Annotated in this window: 18 protein-coding genes and 1 pseudogene; 5 read left to right on the top strand and 14 right to left on the bottom strand. The window is 68.0% G+C overall.

All coding sequences use genetic code 11. From position 1 onward, the window contains the following. Positions 1 to 6: 6 nt before the first annotated feature. The 6 genes from dhaL to JWQ81_RS20390 all read right to left on the bottom strand — a co-directional run bounded on the left by dhaL (position 7) and on the right by JWQ81_RS20390 (position 5,334). Positions 7 to 636 (bottom strand): dihydroxyacetone kinase subunit DhaL, encoded by a 630-nt coding sequence (dhaL, locus tag JWQ81_RS20415; protein WP_297543872.1) that lies wholly within the window; start codon positions 634 to 636, stop codon positions 7 to 9. A 1-nt stretch (position 637) separates the two neighbouring features. Beyond that, complete coding sequence (dhaK, locus tag JWQ81_RS20410; protein WP_297543870.1) at positions 638 to 1,639, bottom strand: dihydroxyacetone kinase subunit DhaK; 1,002 nt, start codon at positions 1,637 to 1,639, stop codon at positions 638 to 640. A gap of 77 nt (positions 1,640 to 1,716) precedes the next feature. Next, positions 1,717 to 2,727, bottom strand: coding sequence for a hypothetical protein (locus JWQ81_RS20405; protein WP_297543869.1), 1,011 nt, complete (start codon positions 2,725 to 2,727; stop codon positions 1,717 to 1,719). 47 nt (positions 2,728 to 2,774) lie between these two features. Next, positions 2,775 to 3,044, bottom strand: coding sequence for a hypothetical protein (locus JWQ81_RS20400; protein ID WP_297543867.1), 270 nt, complete (start codon positions 3,042 to 3,044; stop codon positions 2,775 to 2,777). 14 nt (positions 3,045 to 3,058) lie between these two features. Further along, positions 3,059 to 4,756 (bottom strand): sodium:solute symporter family protein, encoded by a 1,698-nt coding sequence (locus tag JWQ81_RS20395; RefSeq protein ID WP_297543865.1) that lies wholly within the window; start codon positions 4,754 to 4,756, stop codon positions 3,059 to 3,061. 152 nt (positions 4,757 to 4,908) lie between these two features. Continuing rightward, positions 4,909 to 5,334 carry a hypothetical protein gene (locus tag JWQ81_RS20390; RefSeq protein ID WP_297543863.1) on the bottom strand — a complete coding sequence of 142 codons (426 nt, stop codon included), beginning with the start codon at positions 5,332 to 5,334 and terminating at the stop codon, positions 4,909 to 4,911. A gap of 98 nt (positions 5,335 to 5,432) precedes the next feature. Here JWQ81_RS20390 and JWQ81_RS45045 point away from each other — a divergent pair, with 98 nt between their 5' ends. Beyond that, complete coding sequence (locus tag JWQ81_RS45045; RefSeq protein ID WP_366942318.1) at positions 5,433 to 5,804, top strand: DUF4265 domain-containing protein; 372 nt, start codon at positions 5,433 to 5,435, stop codon at positions 5,802 to 5,804. Between the two features lie 13 nt (positions 5,805 to 5,817). Here JWQ81_RS45045 and nucS read toward each other — a convergent pair whose 3' ends face one another. Continuing rightward, positions 5,818 to 6,477 (bottom strand): endonuclease NucS, encoded by a 660-nt coding sequence (gene nucS, locus JWQ81_RS20385; RefSeq protein WP_297543861.1) that lies wholly within the window; start codon positions 6,475 to 6,477, stop codon positions 5,818 to 5,820. A 37-nt stretch (positions 6,478 to 6,514) separates the two neighbouring features. Between nucS and JWQ81_RS20380 the strand changes: the two genes are divergently transcribed. Next, entirely contained in the window at positions 6,515 to 7,054 is a 540-nt protein-coding gene (locus JWQ81_RS20380) for an NUDIX hydrolase (protein ID WP_297543858.1), read from the top strand. Between the two features lie 19 nt (positions 7,055 to 7,073). On the opposite strand, the gene JWQ81_RS20375 is transcribed toward JWQ81_RS20380, so the two are convergent. Both JWQ81_RS20375 and JWQ81_RS20370 read right to left on the bottom strand, forming a co-directional pair. Further along, on the bottom strand, positions 7,074 to 7,847 hold the full coding sequence (locus JWQ81_RS20375; protein ID WP_297543856.1) for an enoyl-CoA hydratase-related protein: 774 nt from the start codon (positions 7,845 to 7,847) through the stop codon (positions 7,074 to 7,076). Beyond that, positions 7,793 to 8,811: pseudogene (locus JWQ81_RS20370) on the bottom strand (helix-turn-helix domain-containing protein). The gene JWQ81_RS20375 and the pseudogene JWQ81_RS20370 overlap by 55 nt, the downstream one beginning before the upstream one ends. Positions 8,812 to 8,883: 72 nt before the next feature. Between JWQ81_RS20370 and JWQ81_RS20365 the strand changes: the two are divergent. After that, on the top strand, positions 8,884 to 9,447 hold the full coding sequence (locus JWQ81_RS20365; protein WP_297543855.1) for a cysteine hydrolase family protein: 564 nt from the start codon (positions 8,884 to 8,886) through the stop codon (positions 9,445 to 9,447). A gap of 6 nt (positions 9,448 to 9,453) precedes the next feature. Here the strand turns inward: JWQ81_RS20365 and JWQ81_RS20360 are convergent, their stop codons facing one another. Then, positions 9,454 to 10,353, bottom strand: a complete 900-nt coding sequence (locus JWQ81_RS20360; protein ID WP_297543853.1) for a LysR family transcriptional regulator — start codon at positions 10,351 to 10,353, stop codon at positions 9,454 to 9,456. Between the two features lie 70 nt (positions 10,354 to 10,423). Here JWQ81_RS20360 and dapA point away from each other — a divergent pair, with 70 nt between their 5' ends. After that, a complete protein-coding gene (dapA, locus tag JWQ81_RS20355; protein WP_297543851.1) occupies positions 10,424 to 11,314 on the top strand; it encodes a 4-hydroxy-tetrahydrodipicolinate synthase in 891 nt (296 codons plus the stop codon). A 170-nt stretch (positions 11,315 to 11,484) separates the two neighbouring features. Here the strand turns inward: dapA and JWQ81_RS20350 are convergent, their stop codons facing one another. Next, entirely contained in the window at positions 11,485 to 13,509 is a 2,025-nt protein-coding gene (locus JWQ81_RS20350) for a protein meaA (RefSeq protein ID WP_297543849.1), read from the bottom strand. Between the two features lie 260 nt (positions 13,510 to 13,769). Between JWQ81_RS20350 and JWQ81_RS20345 the strand changes: the two genes are divergently transcribed. Next, positions 13,770 to 14,399 (top strand): LysE family transporter, encoded by a 630-nt coding sequence (locus tag JWQ81_RS20345; protein WP_297543847.1) that lies wholly within the window; start codon positions 13,770 to 13,772, stop codon positions 14,397 to 14,399. Here the strand turns inward: JWQ81_RS20345 and JWQ81_RS20340 are convergent. The 3 genes from JWQ81_RS20340 to JWQ81_RS20330 all read right to left on the bottom strand — a co-directional run bounded on the left by JWQ81_RS20340 (position 14,396) and on the right by JWQ81_RS20330 (position 16,030). Beyond that, positions 14,396 to 14,626, bottom strand: coding sequence for a hypothetical protein (locus tag JWQ81_RS20340; protein ID WP_297543845.1), 231 nt, complete (start codon positions 14,624 to 14,626; stop codon positions 14,396 to 14,398). The two genes, JWQ81_RS20345 and JWQ81_RS20340, sit on opposite strands and share 4 nt — an antisense overlap. 182 nt (positions 14,627 to 14,808) lie before the next feature. Then, positions 14,809 to 15,642, bottom strand: a complete 834-nt coding sequence (locus tag JWQ81_RS20335) for an NAD(P)H-binding protein (RefSeq protein WP_297543843.1) — start codon at positions 15,640 to 15,642, stop codon at positions 14,809 to 14,811. Continuing rightward, the gene (locus tag JWQ81_RS20330) at positions 15,635 to 16,030 is read right to left on the bottom strand and encodes a nuclear transport factor 2 family protein (protein WP_297543841.1); all 396 of its coding nucleotides are present in this window, start codon (positions 16,028 to 16,030) and stop codon (positions 15,635 to 15,637) included. The genes JWQ81_RS20335 and JWQ81_RS20330 overlap by 8 nt, the downstream gene beginning before the upstream one ends. Between the last annotated feature and the right edge of the window lie 92 nt (positions 16,031 to 16,122).

The following is a 16,122-nucleotide window of genomic DNA, read 5'->3' as shown; positions in this document are numbered from 1 at the left end:
AAACCGTCACGTGGCAGCGTCGGCGAACGCCCGCAGCAGCAGGGCCGCCGATCGCGCACCGGGGTCGAGATGGCCGATCGCCCGCTCACCGAGGTAGGACGCCCGGCCTTTGCGGGCGACGAGGTCCACAGTGGACTCGGCGCCCTTGTCCGCGGCGTCGGCGGCCGCGGTGAGCACGGCTGCCACGTCGGCCCCGGTCGAGGCGGCGGCCTGCGCGGCAGCGACGGCCGGCACCAGGGCGTCCACCATCGTCGCGTCACCCTCGACGGCCTTGCCCCGCGCCTGGACCCCGCCGAGCGCCGCTTCGAGAACCTCGACCAGTGCGCCGACGTCCATTTCGGACCGGTCGCCGAGCTTCGTCGCCGCACGAAGGAAAGCCGTGCCATACAACGGTCCCGCGGCGCCGCCGACCTTCGAGATCAACGTCGTGGCGGCCAGCTTCAGCACCGCACCGGGCGTTTCGGGTGACGCCGCGTCGAGTGCCGCGACGATGGCGGCGAACCCGCGGTTCAGGTTCTCGCCGTGGTCGGCGTCGCCGATCGCGCGGTCGAGGTCGATCAGCTCGGCCCGGTGCTCGGCGACCACGACCGCGGCGGCCTTCAGCGCGGCGGCCACCTGCGCGGCGGTGCACCCCATGTCAGATCCCCCATCGCAGCGCGGCCGTGTTGACCGGAGCATCCCACAGTTCGGTGAGTTCGTCGTCGATCTTCAGCAGCGTCAGGCTCATCCCCTGCATCTCGAGGCTCGTGATGTACGGCCCGACCAACCTGCGCTCGACCACGATCCCCCGCTCCGCCAGCAGCTTTTCGGCGATCCCGTGCGCGAGGTAGAGCTCGATCAGCGGCGTTCCGCCCATCGAGTTGGTGAACAACAGGACCCGGTCGCCCTTGGTGAAGGGGAGGTCCTCGACGACGGCGTCGACCAGCCGCGCGACCAGCGCGTCCGCCGGTTCGGCCGGGATGCGCTCGCGGCCGGGCTCGCCGTGGATGCCGATGCCGAACTCGATCTCGTTGTCGGCCAGGGTGAAGCTCGGCTCGCCGGCGTGCGGGACGGTCGGCGGGGTCAACGCCACCCCGATCGACCTGACCTGGCCGATCACCTTGCGCGCCAGCGATTCCACGTCGTCGAGCGAGTCACCGCGTTCGGCGGCGGCACCGGTGATCTTCTCCAGCAGGACCGTTCCGCCGACCCCGCGACGGCCGGCTGTGTACGTCGAGTCCTTGACCGCGACGTCGTCGTCGATCACCACGCTGCGCACGTCGATATCCTCGGCCGCGGCCAGTTCGGCGGCCGTCTCGAAGTTGAGCACGTCCCCGGTGTAGTTCTTGACGATCAGCAGCGCGCCCGCGCTGCCGGCGGTCGCCAGCACCGCGGCTTGGACGGCGTCCGGCGTCGGCGACGTGAACACCGCGCCCGGCACGGCCGCGTCGAGCATGCCTAGCCCGACGAAACCGCCGTGCAGCGGTTCATGCCCGGAGCCCCCGCCGGAGATCACCGCGACCTTGTCCGCCACCGGCGCGTCGGCACGCACCACCAGGGCAGGATCGGTCTGCACCCGCAGGATGTCCTGGTGTGCCGCGGCGAGCCCGCGCAGGGATTCTTCGACCACTGTCGACGGATCGTTGATGATCTTCTTCATGTTCGGCCTCCGGCACGTCGTCGTGTCCGGTCCTTCCTACCGTCCCTGGCCGCCGGGCGCCATGGCCGCTGGCTACGCTAAGGCTTCGGCAGCTTGGTGACGACGCTCTTGGCGAACTGGACGGCCTTCGGGCAGACGTCGACCTTGGCCGCGCTCGCGCTGTAGTCGCTGTAGTTGACGTCGACGATCTCAGCCTTCGCGGTCTCGCCCTGGGCACCTGGCAGGGTCCGGTGCTGCCACTTGACGTCGCAGCCCACCCCGGCGGTCGAGGTCTTCTGGAAGGCGGAAATGCCGCCACCGAGGTCGACTGCCTTGTACCCGTCGCCTTCGCTGGGCGGGATCGCGTTCGAGAAGGTCAGTTGGACCTTGTCACCCCAGCCGCACCCGTGCAGTCCAGTCGGAGATGTCGTCGCCTGCCCACCGGAAACGTCCGCGGCGACCGCGGCGTCAGCGCTCGTGCACGGGTCGACGGGAACCAGCGAACCGGGCGTGGACGCGTCGGCCAGCTTGGGCGCGTCGGTCTTGATGAGCTGAAGGATCTTGTCGAGCACGGTGTGCGCCGGCGGGCACGGATCCCCACCGCCGTCGTAGCCGAGGTCGACCGAGATGCCCACGGCGTGCGGAGTGGTGGACGTGACAGCCGTGTCGGTGCAGCCGGCCGGGACCGATTTGTCGACGATCTCCGGCATGCCCTGCACGGTGCCGGTGGCGTTGGTCGTCCCGCCGATCACCAGCGACCCGAGCTCCACCGCCACGTGCATCGCCTTGCCACCGGCGTCCTTGACGTCGTTCGAGCACTTTTCGAGACCGAAGCCGTCCGCCGTACCGGATACCGTGCCGATGCTCCCCAGCACGTCCTTGCCGACGAGCGCGCAGGTGTCGACCAGGCGTTGCGCCGGCAACCCGAACGCCGGGTCGTCGGCACCGGCCGCGGGTGCGCCCGCCGACGCCTGTGCAGTCATGGTCGTACGGGGGAAGTTCGCCTTGCTCAGGTCCGGGCCGCACGCCGAAACGGCGGCCAAGACGAGCAAGCCGGACAGGGGGACGAATACACGGCTGAGCCGGCTACCTCGGGCGCGAAGGAACACGCCGTGCACGGTAGCGGCAGCCGGCCCGCGGTGTGGCGACAACCGGTCTATTCGCCCTGTTCGGGAGTGGCCATGTCGGCAGGCGGGGGCACCAGGAGCGGTCGCGTCAGCGCCCACAGGATGAACAGCGCCGAGAACACCAGCATGCCGATCCCGGCCCACAGGTTGATGTTGACGCCGGCGGCCTTCGCCCGGTCGGCGTCGGTGGTGAACCAGATCCCCATGACCGTCAGTACCAGGCCGTAGACACCCAGCAGCAAGGCGATGATCAGCCGGATGTCGAAGGCACCGGCGCGGCGCGGAGCTTCCGTGCTCATGTGTGGGTCTCCTTCTAGAAGAGGATGTTCAGGCCGATGGTCAGGACCAGGACGATGCCCGCCAGCAGCGTGGGCTTGCGGTACCAGCCCGAGTTCTCGCCGGTGGCGTCATGCGTCCGGTCGACCTTCGGCGTCAGCGAGTACACCAGCCCGGTGAGCTCGCTGTCCGGTTTCGGCGCGGTCACCAGCGAGATCACGACGCTGAGCACGATGTCGACCACGAACGCCACCCCGGCCGCGACGAAGCTGATGCCTTGGCCGTGCAAACCGAGCACCCCGGCCTGGGCCAGGCTCCAGACCGTCACCGCGGACGCCGTGCCGAGCACGAGGCCGATCCAGCCGGCCGTCCCGGTCATCCGCTTCCAGAACATGCCGAGGATGAACGTCGCGAACAGCGGGGCGTTGAAGAAGGAGAACAGGTCCTGCAGGTAGTTCAGGATGTTGCCGGAGTTCGAGGCGATGAACGCGGTGCCGATCGCGAGGATCGTGCCGGCCGCGGTGGCGATCCGGCCGAGCCGCAGGTAATAGCCGTCCGGCCGGTCCTTCTTGATGTAGGTCTGCCAGATGTCGTAGGTGAACACCGAGTTGAAGGCGCTGAGGTTCGCGGCCATCCCGGCCATGAACGACGCCAGCAGGCCGCAGATCGCGACGCCGAGCATGCCGTTGGGCAGCAGGTCGCGCATGAGCAGCAGCAACGCGTTGTTGAAGGTGACCCCGGTGGACCCGTTGCCGCCGGCGAGCAGGGCGGGCTTGTCCTTGATGTACTCGGACACGCTGACCGCGGCGATCATGCCGGGGATGATCACGATGAACGGGATCAGCATCTTCGGGAACGCGCCGATGATCGGCGTCCGGCGCGCGGCCGACATGCTCTTCGACGCCATCGCGCGCTGGACCTCGACGAAGTTCGTCGTCCAGTACCCGAAGGAGAGCACGAAACCCAGGCCGAAGATGATGCCGAGGACGGACAGGAAGCTGTTGCCGAACCCGGTCAGGTTGTCACCCGGCCACGAGTGCAGCTGTTGCGTGCCGCCCGGACTGTTGGTGACCTTGTCGACCAGGCCCTGCCAGCCGCCGACCTTGACCAGGCCGACGATCGTCAGCGGGACGAGGGCGATCACGATGACGAAGAACTGCAGGACCTCGTTGTAGATCGCGGCCGAGAGCCCGCCGAGCGCGGTGTAGGAGAGCACGATGGCGGCGGCGGCGACGATCGACACCCACAGCGGCCAGCCGAGCATCAGCTTCACGACACTGGCCAGGAGGAACAGGTTCGCGCCGGCGATCAGGATCTGCGCGACGGCGAAACTGACGCCGTTGACGAGGTGTGCCGGTTTGCCGAAGCGGCGCCGCATGAACTCCGGGACACTGCGGACCTTCGAACCGTAGTAGAACGGCATCATCACGATGCCGAGGAACAGCATCGCCGGGATCGCGCCGATCCAGAAGTAGTGCACGGTCGGCAGGCCGTACTCGGCGCCGTTGGCCGACATACCCATCACCTCGACCGCGCCGAGGTTCGCCGAAATGAACGCCAGCCCGGTGACCCACGCGGGCAGTGATCGCCCGGACAGGAAGAAGTCGAGACTGCTCGAAACCTGTCTGCGCGCGAGTGCCCCGATACCCAGCACCAGCACGAAGTAGAACGCCAGGAGCACGTAGTCGATCGGGCTCGCGTTCAGTCGCAGGTTCGCATCCGCAAGGACGTGCACCCGACCCACCTCCGGAATCAACATTTTCCAACAAGAAACGCCACCGCGTCGTCAATCGCGGACGATACGGCATGCCTTCTGCCTCGGCACGCCGACAGTCCGTTCTTCACCAACAGAGACCAATCCTGGTGTCGGAACGTGGTTGATCCGGCTCAGTTGTCCGTGTACTTGACCGCCGTCAGCGTGACCACGGTGCCGGCCGGGACCCGCGAACCGGCGGCGGGGGTCTGCCCGGTCTGCACCCAGTTCCGGTCCACGATCAGCAACCGGCCGAGGCCTTTGCCGTCGACTTCGCGAAGGTTGTAGAACCCCGCGGCCTGCATGGCGTCCTGGGCCTGCTGGTGGTTCATCCCGGACACATCGGGCACAGTCGCGAGCGTGTCGGCCTGCGTGGCGGGCGCCGGGCCCGTGCCGGTCACCGGAATGGTGGCGGTGACGGTCGCCGGGGCGATCGGCGTGCCCGTGACGGAACCCGGCGGCGCGGCGTGGGCGCAGGCAGCGAGGACGGGGGCGAGGAGGACGACGGCGAAGAGTTTCCTGCCGCGGTAGGCCATATAGGGGTATCGGGCCAACCGCACGGAACGTTGCCGCCCCAGAGCCCAAGTACCCGAACGAGACCGCTGGCGAACGCCCCTGCCGCGTCGATGCGCGACCATGTTCCCCATGACGTCGTCAAATGTCGGCAGAACAGGGCATAGCCGGGGATCAGCGCATCAAGGTCTGGTTCCGGTTCGAGCCGAGAGAAGGCTGGCTACCGCACGACATTGAAGGTCTGTGGACGACACTCCTTGACGAGGACACCGCCCGTATCGAGAACGTACCGTTCCTGCAGGATGGAATCGCCGAAGGCGACGTCGTGGCGACGAGTTCCCGCTGGTCGCGTTCACCGTGCCTGCCGAGGCCGAGCTGGGCAAGCTCAAGCAGCTCTTGGTCCGCGGTCAGGAGGAAGGCTGGTGGCACTTCGAGGTCGGATGCGCCACGGACGCCTGGAGAGTTGCGTAGGCCGCCGCTCGAACGAGACCGCTGGCGAACGTCCCCGCGCAGGTAGAACTCGTGAGTCCCTAGAAGAGGCGGCCCTCGCTGGTGTCGATGCCGCGCAACGCGTCGTAATCCAAGGTGAGGCACCGGATCCCGCGGTCTTCGGCGAGCGTGCGGGCCTGCGGCTTGATCTGCTGCGCCGCGTACACGCCCTGCACCGGCGCCAGCAGCGGGTCCCGGTTGAGCAGCTCGAGGTACCGGGTGAGCTGCTCGACGCCGTCGATGTCGCCCCGCCGCTTGATCTCGATCGCGACGCTGCCGCCGTCCGAGTCGCGGGCCATGATGTCGACCGGGCCGATCGCGGTGGGGAACTCACGCCGTACCAGCGTGTAGCCGTCGCCGACGGTCACGATGTGCTCGGCCAGCAGTTCCTGCAGATGCGCCTCGACTCCGTCCTTCTGCAGGCCGGGCTCGGCGCCGAGTTCCTGGGCGTGGTCGTGGAAGATCTCCTCGATGGTGATGACCAGCTTCTCGCCGGCCTTGTTCTCCACGATCCACGTCTTGCCCTCGTCGATGAGCCAGCAGGGCGGGGTCATCCAGTTCAGCGGCTTGTAGGCGCGGTCGTCGGAATGGACCGATATCGACCCGTCCGACTTGACCAGCAGCAGGCGCGTGGCCATCGGAAGATGGGCGGTCAGACGGCCGGCGTAGTCGACCTGGCAGCGAGCGATCACTAGGCGCACTCGGCGAGAGTAGGCGACCGCTCGGCATACTGGGTGCGTGGACCCCATCGAGCGTGTCGGCTCCCGCGAGGTATACCGGAACTCCTGGCTGTCCTTCCGCGAGGACGACATCCGCCGCCCGGACGGCTCCGCCGGGATCTACGCCGTCGTGGACAAACCGAAGTACGCACTGGTCATCGCGCTCGAAGAGGATCGCCTGCACCTGGTCGAGCAGTTCCGTTACCCGCTCGGCCAGCGGTGCTGGGAGTTCGTGCAAGGCACCGCGCCCGGCCTCGGCGAGTACCCGCCCGCCGAACTGGCCGCCCGCGAACTCGCCGAGGAAACCGGCCTGCGCGCGGCCACCATGATCGAGATCGGCCAACTCGCTGTCGCGCCCGGGCTCGCCAGCCAGACCGGGACAGTCTGGCTGGCCACCGACCTCTCCGAAGGCGAGCCGAACCGCGAGCTCGAGGAGCAGGACATGCGGTCGGCCTGGTTCACCCGCTCCGACTTCGAGAAGATGCTGACGTCCGGCACCATCCTCGACGCGCAGACGATCGCCGCGTACACCCTGCTGCTGCTCCACGAACGCGGCTAGGAACGGTGCTGACTGAACGTCAATCCGGCCACTCCGGATGCCGCTTCTCCAGGAACGCGGCCATTCCTTCCTTCGCGCCCGAGAGTTGCGAAGCCGACGCCATCACTTCGAGGGCGATCGCATAGGCGTCGGCTTCGGGACGGTCGAGCTGGGCGTAGAGCGTCTGCTTGCCGAGGGCCTTGCTTGCCCGGCTTCCGCGGGTCGCGCGGGCGAGCAGTTCGGCGACGGCGTTGTCCAGCTCGGCGTCGGGGACCACGCGGTTGACCAGGCCCCAGTCAAGCGCTGTCGGCGCGTCGACGACGTCGCCCGTCAACGCGAGTTCCATCAGCCTCTTGCGGCCGATCGCCCTGGCCACCGGCACCGCCGGGGTGTGGCAGAACCAGCCACCCTTGCCGCCCGGCAGGGCGAACCCGGCCGACTCGGCGGCGACGGCGAGGTCGCACGAGGCCACCAGCTGACACCCCGCGGCCGTGGCCAATCCGTGCACTCTCGCGACGACGACCTGGGGCACCGACTCCATCGTGCGCATCAGTTCGGTGCACAGCCGCAGCAGCTCGCGAACGCCGAGCAGGTCGCGGCTCGCAACGTCGCCGAAGTCGTGGCCCGCGGAGAACACCGGCCCCGCGCCGGCCAGCACGACGCCAGTCGCGTCGGAGCGTCCTGCCTGGCGGAACGCGTCCAGCAGCTCGGCGAGATGCGGCTCGGAAAGGGAATTGCGTCGCGTCGCCCGGTTCATCGTCACGGTGATCGTGTCGTCCTCGCGCTTGACGAGGATGTGCTCGTACTCGCCCATGAACCTGACGCTACGCCTCCTGCCGGAACGTCCGGCGGTAGGAATCCGGGCCGACGCCGACCTCCGCGCGCAACCGCCGACGCAGGTTCGCCGCCGTGCCGAGGCCCGCGCGCTGCGCGACCCGCTCAACCGGCAGTTCGGTGGCCTCCAGCAGGCGTTGCGCGTACCGGACCCGCTGGCCGCGCAGCCAGCGTCCCGGCGTCGCACCGGTCGCTGAGGTGAACTCGCGATGGAACGTTCGCGCGCTCATCCCGGCGTGCCCGACCAGGTCGTCCACCCCGATCGACTCGCCGAGCCTGCCCATCGCCCAGTCCATTGTGGACGCTATGCCGGCCCGGGACGGCCGCGGCGGCATCGGGGTGTCGACGTACTGCCGCTGTCCGCCTTCCCTGGTCGGCGGCATCACCATCCGGCGCGCCAGCTTCGCCGCGACACCCGCGCCGAGCTCGCGCCGGACGAGGTGCAGGCACAGGTCGAGCCCGCCGACGACACCTGCGGACGTGAGTACGCCGCCCTCGTCGGTGAACAGGACGTCACGCTGGACCCGGGCGGCCGGAGCAGCCGCGATGAGGTCGTCGAGCAGGCGCCAGTGCGTCGTCGCGTCCCGTCCGTCGAGCAGGCCGGCCGCGGCCAGGGTGAACGCGCCCGAGCACAGTGCGGCCACGGTGACACCGTTTTGATGTGCGCGCCGCAGCGCTTTGACCGCGTTGGGCGGCACCGATGCGTGGGGATCCGCCCGGCCGGGAACGACCACGAGATCGCACTCGTCGAGCCCGGACAGCCCATGCGTGGGCGCAATCCGGCCGTACGGATGGATCGCCGTCGCGGTCCTTCCCGGGGTACACAGCCGGAGTTCGAACGGCCCGATGTCGTCGTCGGTCCGGTCTTCGCCCCACACCTCGCCGACCACGCCGAGGTCGAAAACACGGCTGCCGGGCAGCACGAGAACACCTACGGTACGCATGGCAGAAAAGTACCTCATCGAGACTTATTTGCCACTCCCCGAGGTCACCTCCGCACCGGCAGACTCGACGTCATGACCACCACTGCTCTCCTGATGATCGACGTCCAAAAGGGTTTCGACGACACCGAGTTCTGGGGTCCGCGCAACAATCCCGGCGCCGAGGCCAACATCAAGGCCCTGCTCGACGCATGGCAGGCGGCCGGACAGCCGATCGTGCTGGTGCGCCATGACTCCGTGAACCCGGGATCGCCGCTGCGGACCGGGCAATCCGGCAACGAATTCAAGCCCGAACTCGACGGAGTCCGCCCCGAACTGATGTTCACGAAGACGGTGAACTCGGCATTCCACGGCGAAGTCGACCTCGACGGCTGGCTGCGCGCACGCGAAATCACCGACGTCGTGGTCGCCGGAATCCAGACCAACATGTGCTGCGAGACCACCGCTCGGGTCGGCGGAAACCTCGGCTACGCCGTCACTTTCGCACTGGACGCTACGTTTACCTTCGACCTCGCCGGCCCGGACGGTGCCGTCCTCACCGCCGCCGAACTCAGCCGCGCGACCGCCACCACCCTGCACGGCGGCGGCTTCGCGAAAGTCAGCAGCACCAAGGAAATCCTCACCTCCCTGCTCGACTGACGAGGCCTATCCCCGCGGCACAGAGGCGCGGACGGCCGAGGTGAACGCCGCCACGGCGGGGTGCCGGCGGGCACCCTGGCGGCAGGCGATCTCGGTGCGGCGACTCAGCGGGAGCCGGGTCAGCACGACGCCGTCGGGCGGATCCGCGGCGCCGAGCTGGGGAACCAGCGCCACGCCCTGCCCGGCCGCGACGAACACCAGCACGGTCGCGAAATCGTCGACGTGGTGCCGGGCCGACGGGGTGAACCCGTTGGCCTGGCACACCCGCACGGCCATGGTGTGACACATCGTCCGCGGTTTCGCCAGAATCCACGGCGCCGTGCGCCACCGCCGGATCGGGTCCGCCTCGCCGGTGTCCCACGCCACGAAAGAGTCCCTAGGCGAGGCAAGGAAAAGCGGTTCGGACAGCAACGGCTCGGTGTCCATTCCCGGTGCGTCTTCTGCAGGCACGAAGTCGTACTCGTGCACCAGCGCGACGTCGAGCTCGCCCGCTCGCAGCGCGTCGCCGACATCCGCCGGATCGATCTCCTCGACGCACGGCTCCAACGCGGGATGCTCACGCGCCAGCACGATCAGCGCGCTCGCCACGATAGTTCTTGCCGCGGAGGGGAAAGTCCCGATCCGTACCGGCCCGGCAAGGCCTTCACGGGAGTCGGCTAGGTCGCCCGCGGCCTGTTCCAAACGTTCGAGGACGACTTCGGTGTGTTCGACGAGCTTGCGACCAGCGGGCGTCAGCGTGACCCCACGACCCGTGCGTTCGAGCAACGGCACACCCGCTTCGCGTTCGAGGACGCTGAGTTGCTGGGAGACCGCCGACGGGCTGAACGTCAGTGCTTCGGCGACAGCCGCGATGGTCCCCCGGTGGGCGAGCTCCCGGAGCAGGCGAAGACGTCGGACATCAAGCATCGACTCAGCTTACGGTTATCTCCACAAATACGAACTAGACCTGATGATTTTGCTGGTCCAGGCTGGTTTCATGAAGACACTGCGCGGGCTCCACGTCCCCCTTATCACGCCGTTCACCGCCGACGGGAAGGTCGCTGAGCAAGCCCTCGGCGAGCTGGCCCACACAACGCTCGCCGACGGCGCCGACGGCCTCGTCGCGCTCGGGACGACGGCTGAAGCCGCGACACTCGACGAAACCGAGAAGCGGCTCGTCGTCGAGATATGCGCGCAGGCGTGCCGCGAGCACACCGCGGAACTGATCGTCGGCGCCGGAACGAACGACACGCGGCAGAGTCTCACCGCCCTTCAGGCCCTCGCCGAGTGGCCGGAAACGACCGCGGCACTGGTACCCGTGCCGTACTTCACGCGTCCGTCGGAAGCCGGAGTCGTCGCGCACTTCGCCGAACTGGCTGCCGGAAGCCCTGTCCCCCTGATCGTCTACAACATTCCGCACCGCACCGGGCAGCTCGTCGGAGTGGACGCCCTTCGTGCGCTCGCCGCGATTCCCGGGGTGGCCGGGGTGAAACAGGCCGTCTGCGGCATCGACGGCGACACCGTCGCGCTGGTGAGCGATCCGCCTGCCGACTTCGCCGTGCTCTGCGGCGAGGATGTGTTCTACTCGGCGTTGCTCGCGCTCGGCGCGGCCGGCGGCATCCTCGCCGCGGCACAACTGTGCCCGCGCCACTTCATCGACCTGGCGTCCGCCTGGCAGGCCGGCGACGTCGCGAAGGCACGGGAACTCGGGGCCCGACTCACCCCACTGGCCGAAGCCGTCTTCGCCGAGCCGAACCCGTCGGTGATCAAGGGCGTGCTCCACGAACTCGGCCGGATCCCGACCGCGGACGTCCGCCTGCCGATGCTGCCCGCCGGTCCCGACTCCGTCGCCACCGCGCTGAACCTCCTGCGCGCGTTGGACAATTGACCCGTGCAGCCGCCCTGACCGGGGCGAGCGGCTACCAGGAAACCGGCAACGCATGATCACCCGTTCGTGCAATGGCGCTCGAACAAACGTTCCACTACGGTGAGTTCGTGGGGAAAATACTTAGCGTAGTGAGCCGGGTGATGAGCCGGCTGAGACCGTTCCTTCGGAAGTCAGTCCCGCGGAAGGTGGTGGGTGTCCCTGATCAGGGTGACGATGCCGTCCATGATGTCGGTCAGCTCGTAGTCCTTGGGCGTGAAGACCCTGGCGATCCCGCGGTCGGTGAGCAGTTTCGCGTCGTCGGGCGGGATGATCCCACCGACGATCACCGGAATGTCCCCGGCGCCCGCCGCGCGCAGCCCGTCGACGACCTGTGGCACCACTTCGAGATGCGAGCCCGACAGCACCGACAGCCCGACCACGTGCACGCCCTCCTGCACGGCGGCGGCCACGATCTGCTCCGGCGTGAGCCGAATGCCCTGGTAGATGACCTCGAACCCGACATCGCGGGCCCGGACGGCGACCTGCTCGGCGCCGTTCGAGTGCCCGTCGAGGCCCGGTTTGCCGACCAGGATGCGCAGCCGCTCGCCGATCTCCTCCCCGGTCACCCGAACCCGGTCACGTACCCGCAGCAGCTCCGCGCTGCCTTCACCGGGCGACACCGAACCGGAGACACCGGTCGGCGCGCGGTACTCACCGAAGACCTTGCGCAGCGCCCCAGCCCACTCGCCGGTCGTCACGCCGGCGCGAGCACAGTCGACGGTGGCGTTGAACAGGTTCGCCGAGGTTTTGGCGACCTCACGCAGCTTGTCCAGCGACTGGGCGGTCGCCTCGTTGTCCCGGTGGAGCCGCCAGTCCTCGAGCGCGGCCACGGCCTGCTTCTCGACGGCCGGGTCGATCGTCTCGATCGCTTTCGCGCCTTCGGCCTGCAATGGACTCGGCTCGGTGGTGTCGAACTTGTTGACCCCGACCAGAATCCGCTCGCCGTCCTCCATGCCGCGCCGGTACTCCGCGAGCGAGGAAACGAGCTGCGACTTCATGTACCCGTTCTCCACCGCGGCCACCGCGCCGCCGTGTTCCTGCACGCGCTTGATCTCCTCGCGAGCACCGGCCATGATCTCGTCCACTTTGGCCTGGATCACGTGCGAACCGTCAAAAATGTCCTCGTACTCCAGCAGGTCCGTCTCGAACGCGAGCACCTGCTGCATCCGCAAGGCCCACTGCTGGTCCCACGGCCGCGGCAGGCCGAGCGCCTCGTTCCACGCCGGCAGCTGGATCGCGCGAGCCCTGGCGCCGCGCGAGAGGGACACCGCCAGCATCTCCAGCACGATGCGCTGCACGTTGTTCTCGGGCTGGGCCTCAGTGAGGCCGAGCGAGTTGACCTGGACGCCGTAGCGCAGGCGACGAGCCTTCGCGTCCGTCACGCCGTAGCGTTCGAGGGTGAGTTCGTCCCAGAGCGCGGTGAACGCGCGCATCTTGGACATCTCTTCGACGAACCGCACACCGGCGTTCACGAAGAACGAGATCCGGGAAACGACCTTCGCCATATCGGCGGGCTCGACCTGGCCGGAGTCACGGACCGAGTCGAGCACGGCGATCGCGGTGCACAGGGCGTAGGCGACCTCCTGCGTCGGCGTGGCCCCGGCTTCCTGCAGGTGATAGCTGCAGATGTTGATCGGGTTCCACTTCGGCACATGGTGCACGGTCCACGCGATGGTGTCGGTGATCAACCGCAGGCTCGGTGCCGGCGGGAAGATATAGGTCCCGCGGGACAGGTACTCCTTGATGATGTCGTTCTGGGTGGTGCCGGTGAGCTTCGCGAGCACCTCTTCAACGTCGCGCCCCTCCGCCTCGGCCTGCTCCTCCGCGACGGTGACGTACAGCGCGAGCAGCCACATCGCCGGGGCGTTGATGGTCATCGACGTGTTCGCTTCGGCCAGCGGGATGCCGTCGAACAGGCGCCGCATGTCACCGATGTGCGCCACCGGCACCCCGACCTTGCCGACCTCGCCCTTGGAAAGCTGATGGTCGGCGTCGTACCCGGTCTGTGTCGGCAGGTCGAAAGCGACGGAAAGGCCCGTCTGCCCCTTGGCGAGGTTCCGGCGGTAGAGCTCGTTCGACGCGGCTGCGGAGGAATGCCCGGCGTAGGTGCGCATCACCCAAGGCCGGTCCCGCTCACGATCCGTTGGATAGGGCACGGTGTACCTCCCGATGGACGACCCGCTGAGTGTACTAGCCAGTAACATCTCCGACCGAGTGGAATCCGACACGTTCAGGGGGATCAACCAGTACTTATACACGCCGACTCCGCGTCTCGGGCCCGCACGATGACCCCATGCGCTCGCCGCGGCGAGCGGAGCGGCACCGGTATTCGCCAAGCTGTAACACTGTGCAGGCTGTAACACTGTGACGGAAAACCGCTGGGGTGCGGCGGCGTCACCGGATAGCGTGGTCAGGCGTGACGTGGAGCGTGTACGGAAGCTATCTGGTCGTCGTTGTGCTCGTAGTACTCGCGCCCGGGCCGGACACGATGGTGGTCCTCAAGAACGCACTCGCCGGCGGGACCCGTGGCGGGCTGATGGCGAGCCTCGGGATCGTCACCGGCAACCTCATCCAGGGCACGGCGGCCGCCCTCGGGCTCGGCGTAGTCATCGCGCGCTCGCAGCCCCTGTTCATCACTCTCAAGTGGCTCGGTGCCGGCTACCTCGCCTACTTGGGGATCCAAGCGATCCGCGGGGCCGTGCGCGGCCGATACGAAGGCGGCCTCGACTCCGTCCACAAGGGCCGCACCAGTATGTTCCGGCGCTGGCGCGAGGGCTTCCTGTCCGACATCACCAACCCGAAGGTCCTCGTGCTGTACCTATCGGTGCTGCCGCAGTTCCTCACCCCCGGCAAGACCACGACGTTCGACGCGCTCCTGCTCGCCTACACCGTCGCCGTTATCGGCGGGCTGTGGCTGCTGGTGTTGATGTTCTTCGTGCACCGGGTGCGAGACTGGCTGGGCAAGCGCAAGGTCCGGCGCACCCTCGACGGCATCACCGGCACCGCACTCATCGGCTTCGGCGCCGCACTGGCTCTGGAGAGCTAAGGAGCGTCTCCATGGGACTGGGAATCCGTGATGCGGCGCAGCTTCCACAGCCTGAGCACAGTGAGCGCGGGTTTGACGAGAATCCACTCTCCGAGGCGGTAGTCCCGGGCTCGCGTCAGGCGGGCCGCGAGGTCAGGGCGCTGCCGCCACAGGTACGCGCGCGCCTTCTCGGCGTGCAGGGAATGGGAAACAATCTTGATCGGCCGCGGGCCCTCCACTGAGGACAAGAAGTGTCGGCGATTCCGTGCTGTCAAAGGATCGCAACCCCGCGCGAACACGCCACCGGTTGACCGCATTGGCTCGGTCTCCGCCGTTGCGATATCCGAGAACGACGACAGCCTCGCGCAGTCTCAGAACGGGCGCGCGACCCGAACCAGAACTGGGATATCTTCGCCGAACAGCAACTGCTTCATCGAGCGGTCGTCCACTGTTTTCGGGCGAAATCGCGAAACGAGCGCGCAGGCCATCCGGTCAAGTCCGTTACGGTCGAGGTGAGCTGGTCTTGTGCGCCCCGCCTGATGTCGCCGTCGAGAGCGGCGAGCATCGCGGAAAAGTCGGCCGGGTAACCCAACTCCGTGAGTCTCGCGGCGAACTCATCCACGGCGACGGAGCGATGCCGCATCGGGCGGCCGGTGACCTCGGCAAGGATCGCGGCCACGTCGGAATAGCCCAGCGCCTCGGGTCCGGTCAGCAGAAGTTCGGTGTCCAAAGAGACTTCCGCGGTCAGGGCATGCGCCGCGACGACGGCGATATCCGCGGCGTCGATGAATCCGACCCTTCCTCGCCCTGTCGCGGTGACGAGCTCACCCGCTTCGACGCCCTGAGCGTGGGGATGAGTGCCGGTGAAGTTCTGCATGAACCAGGACGGCCGCAGCACCGTCCACTCAGGCGCCAGCTCGCGGACAAGCCGGTGCGCGGCGCCGAGCCCGGGAGCGCCTTCCGGCACCGCGGACGAGCTCAGCAGTACAACGCGCCGCACGCCCTGCCTGGCCGACTCACGCAGGAACGGCTCCAGCAACGGCACCGGATCCGCCACCCCGATCGGCGCGATCAAATACACCGCTGCTGTCCCGCGCAAAGCTGCCGCCCAGGTTTCAGGTGCGGCCCAGTCGAACCGGACCTGGTTCTCGACAGTCGGCGTGCGCGTCGCCGCGCGAACCGAGACTCCTTGTCGGGTAAGGGTTTCGACGACCCGACTGCCGGTCGTGCCGGTGGCACCGAGAACAAGGACGGGCTCAGGCACTGAGCAGCTCCTGGACGGCGAGCGGGTTCCAATAGTCGCGATAGTTCCGAATTTCGCCGTCTCGCACGCTGATGACGGCTATGTAGCTCAGGCGGTACGGCCGAGTTGACGCGACCACGACGCCTTCGACCTCGAACTCCGCGATCACCACCTCGGGATCAGCCGTTTCGTGCACGAGCTTCGACACGACGGCCCGAACGTCGACCTTCTCGGGATAGTCACGCAGGTAGTCCTCGACGGCAGCGCGCCCGTCGAGGCGCTGCGGAGACGACTCGGGAGCGAACGGGAATTCCATCGTCCCGTCGACGGCCCAGAGCCCGGCGAACCCGGCCATGTCCTTCTCCACCAGCAGTTTCAACGCGTGGTCCACGAGTTCCAGTGGTTTCATCGCACAGTGCCTTTCGATTTGGACGGGACGGTAACGTCCCATCCACAACATACACAGGACGGGACCGTCCCGTCCAGTTGCTATACTCGCCG

The sequence above is a fragment of the Amycolatopsis sp. genome (assembly GCF_025464955.1).
Lineage (GTDB): Bacteria > Actinomycetota > Actinomycetes > Mycobacteriales > Pseudonocardiaceae > Amycolatopsis.
This window is presented reverse-complemented; position numbering and strand designations above follow the sequence as displayed.

Bases quoted from the DNA above. Each gene is read 5' to 3' on its own strand.
- dhaL (WP_297543872.1), bottom strand. From the start codon at position 636: ATGGGGTGCACCGCCGCGCAGGTGGCCGCCGCGCTGAAGGCCGCCGCG.
- dhaK (WP_297543870.1), bottom strand. From the start codon at position 1,639: ATGAAGAAGATCATCAACGATCCGTCGACAGTGGTCGAAGAATCCCTG.
- JWQ81_RS20400 (WP_297543867.1), bottom strand. From the start codon at position 3,044: ATGAGCACGGAAGCTCCGCGCCGCGCCGGTGCCTTCGACATCCGGCTG.
- JWQ81_RS45045 (WP_366942318.1), top strand. From the start codon at position 5,433: ATGTCGGCAGAACAGGGCATAGCCGGGGATCAGCGCATCAAGGTCTGG.
- JWQ81_RS20375 (WP_297543856.1), bottom strand. From the start codon at position 7,847: ATGGGCGAGTACGAGCACATCCTCGTCAAGCGCGAGGACGACACGATC.
- JWQ81_RS20365 (WP_297543855.1), top strand. From the start codon at position 8,884: ATGACCACCACTGCTCTCCTGATGATCGACGTCCAAAAGGGTTTCGAC.
- JWQ81_RS20360 (WP_297543853.1), bottom strand. From the start codon at position 10,353: ATGCTTGATGTCCGACGTCTTCGCCTGCTCCGGGAGCTCGCCCACCGG.
- dapA (WP_297543851.1), top strand. From the start codon at position 10,424: ATGAAGACACTGCGCGGGCTCCACGTCCCCCTTATCACGCCGTTCACC.
- JWQ81_RS20330 (WP_297543841.1), bottom strand. From the start codon at position 16,030: ATGAAACCACTGGAACTCGTGGACCACGCGTTGAAACTGCTGGTGGAG.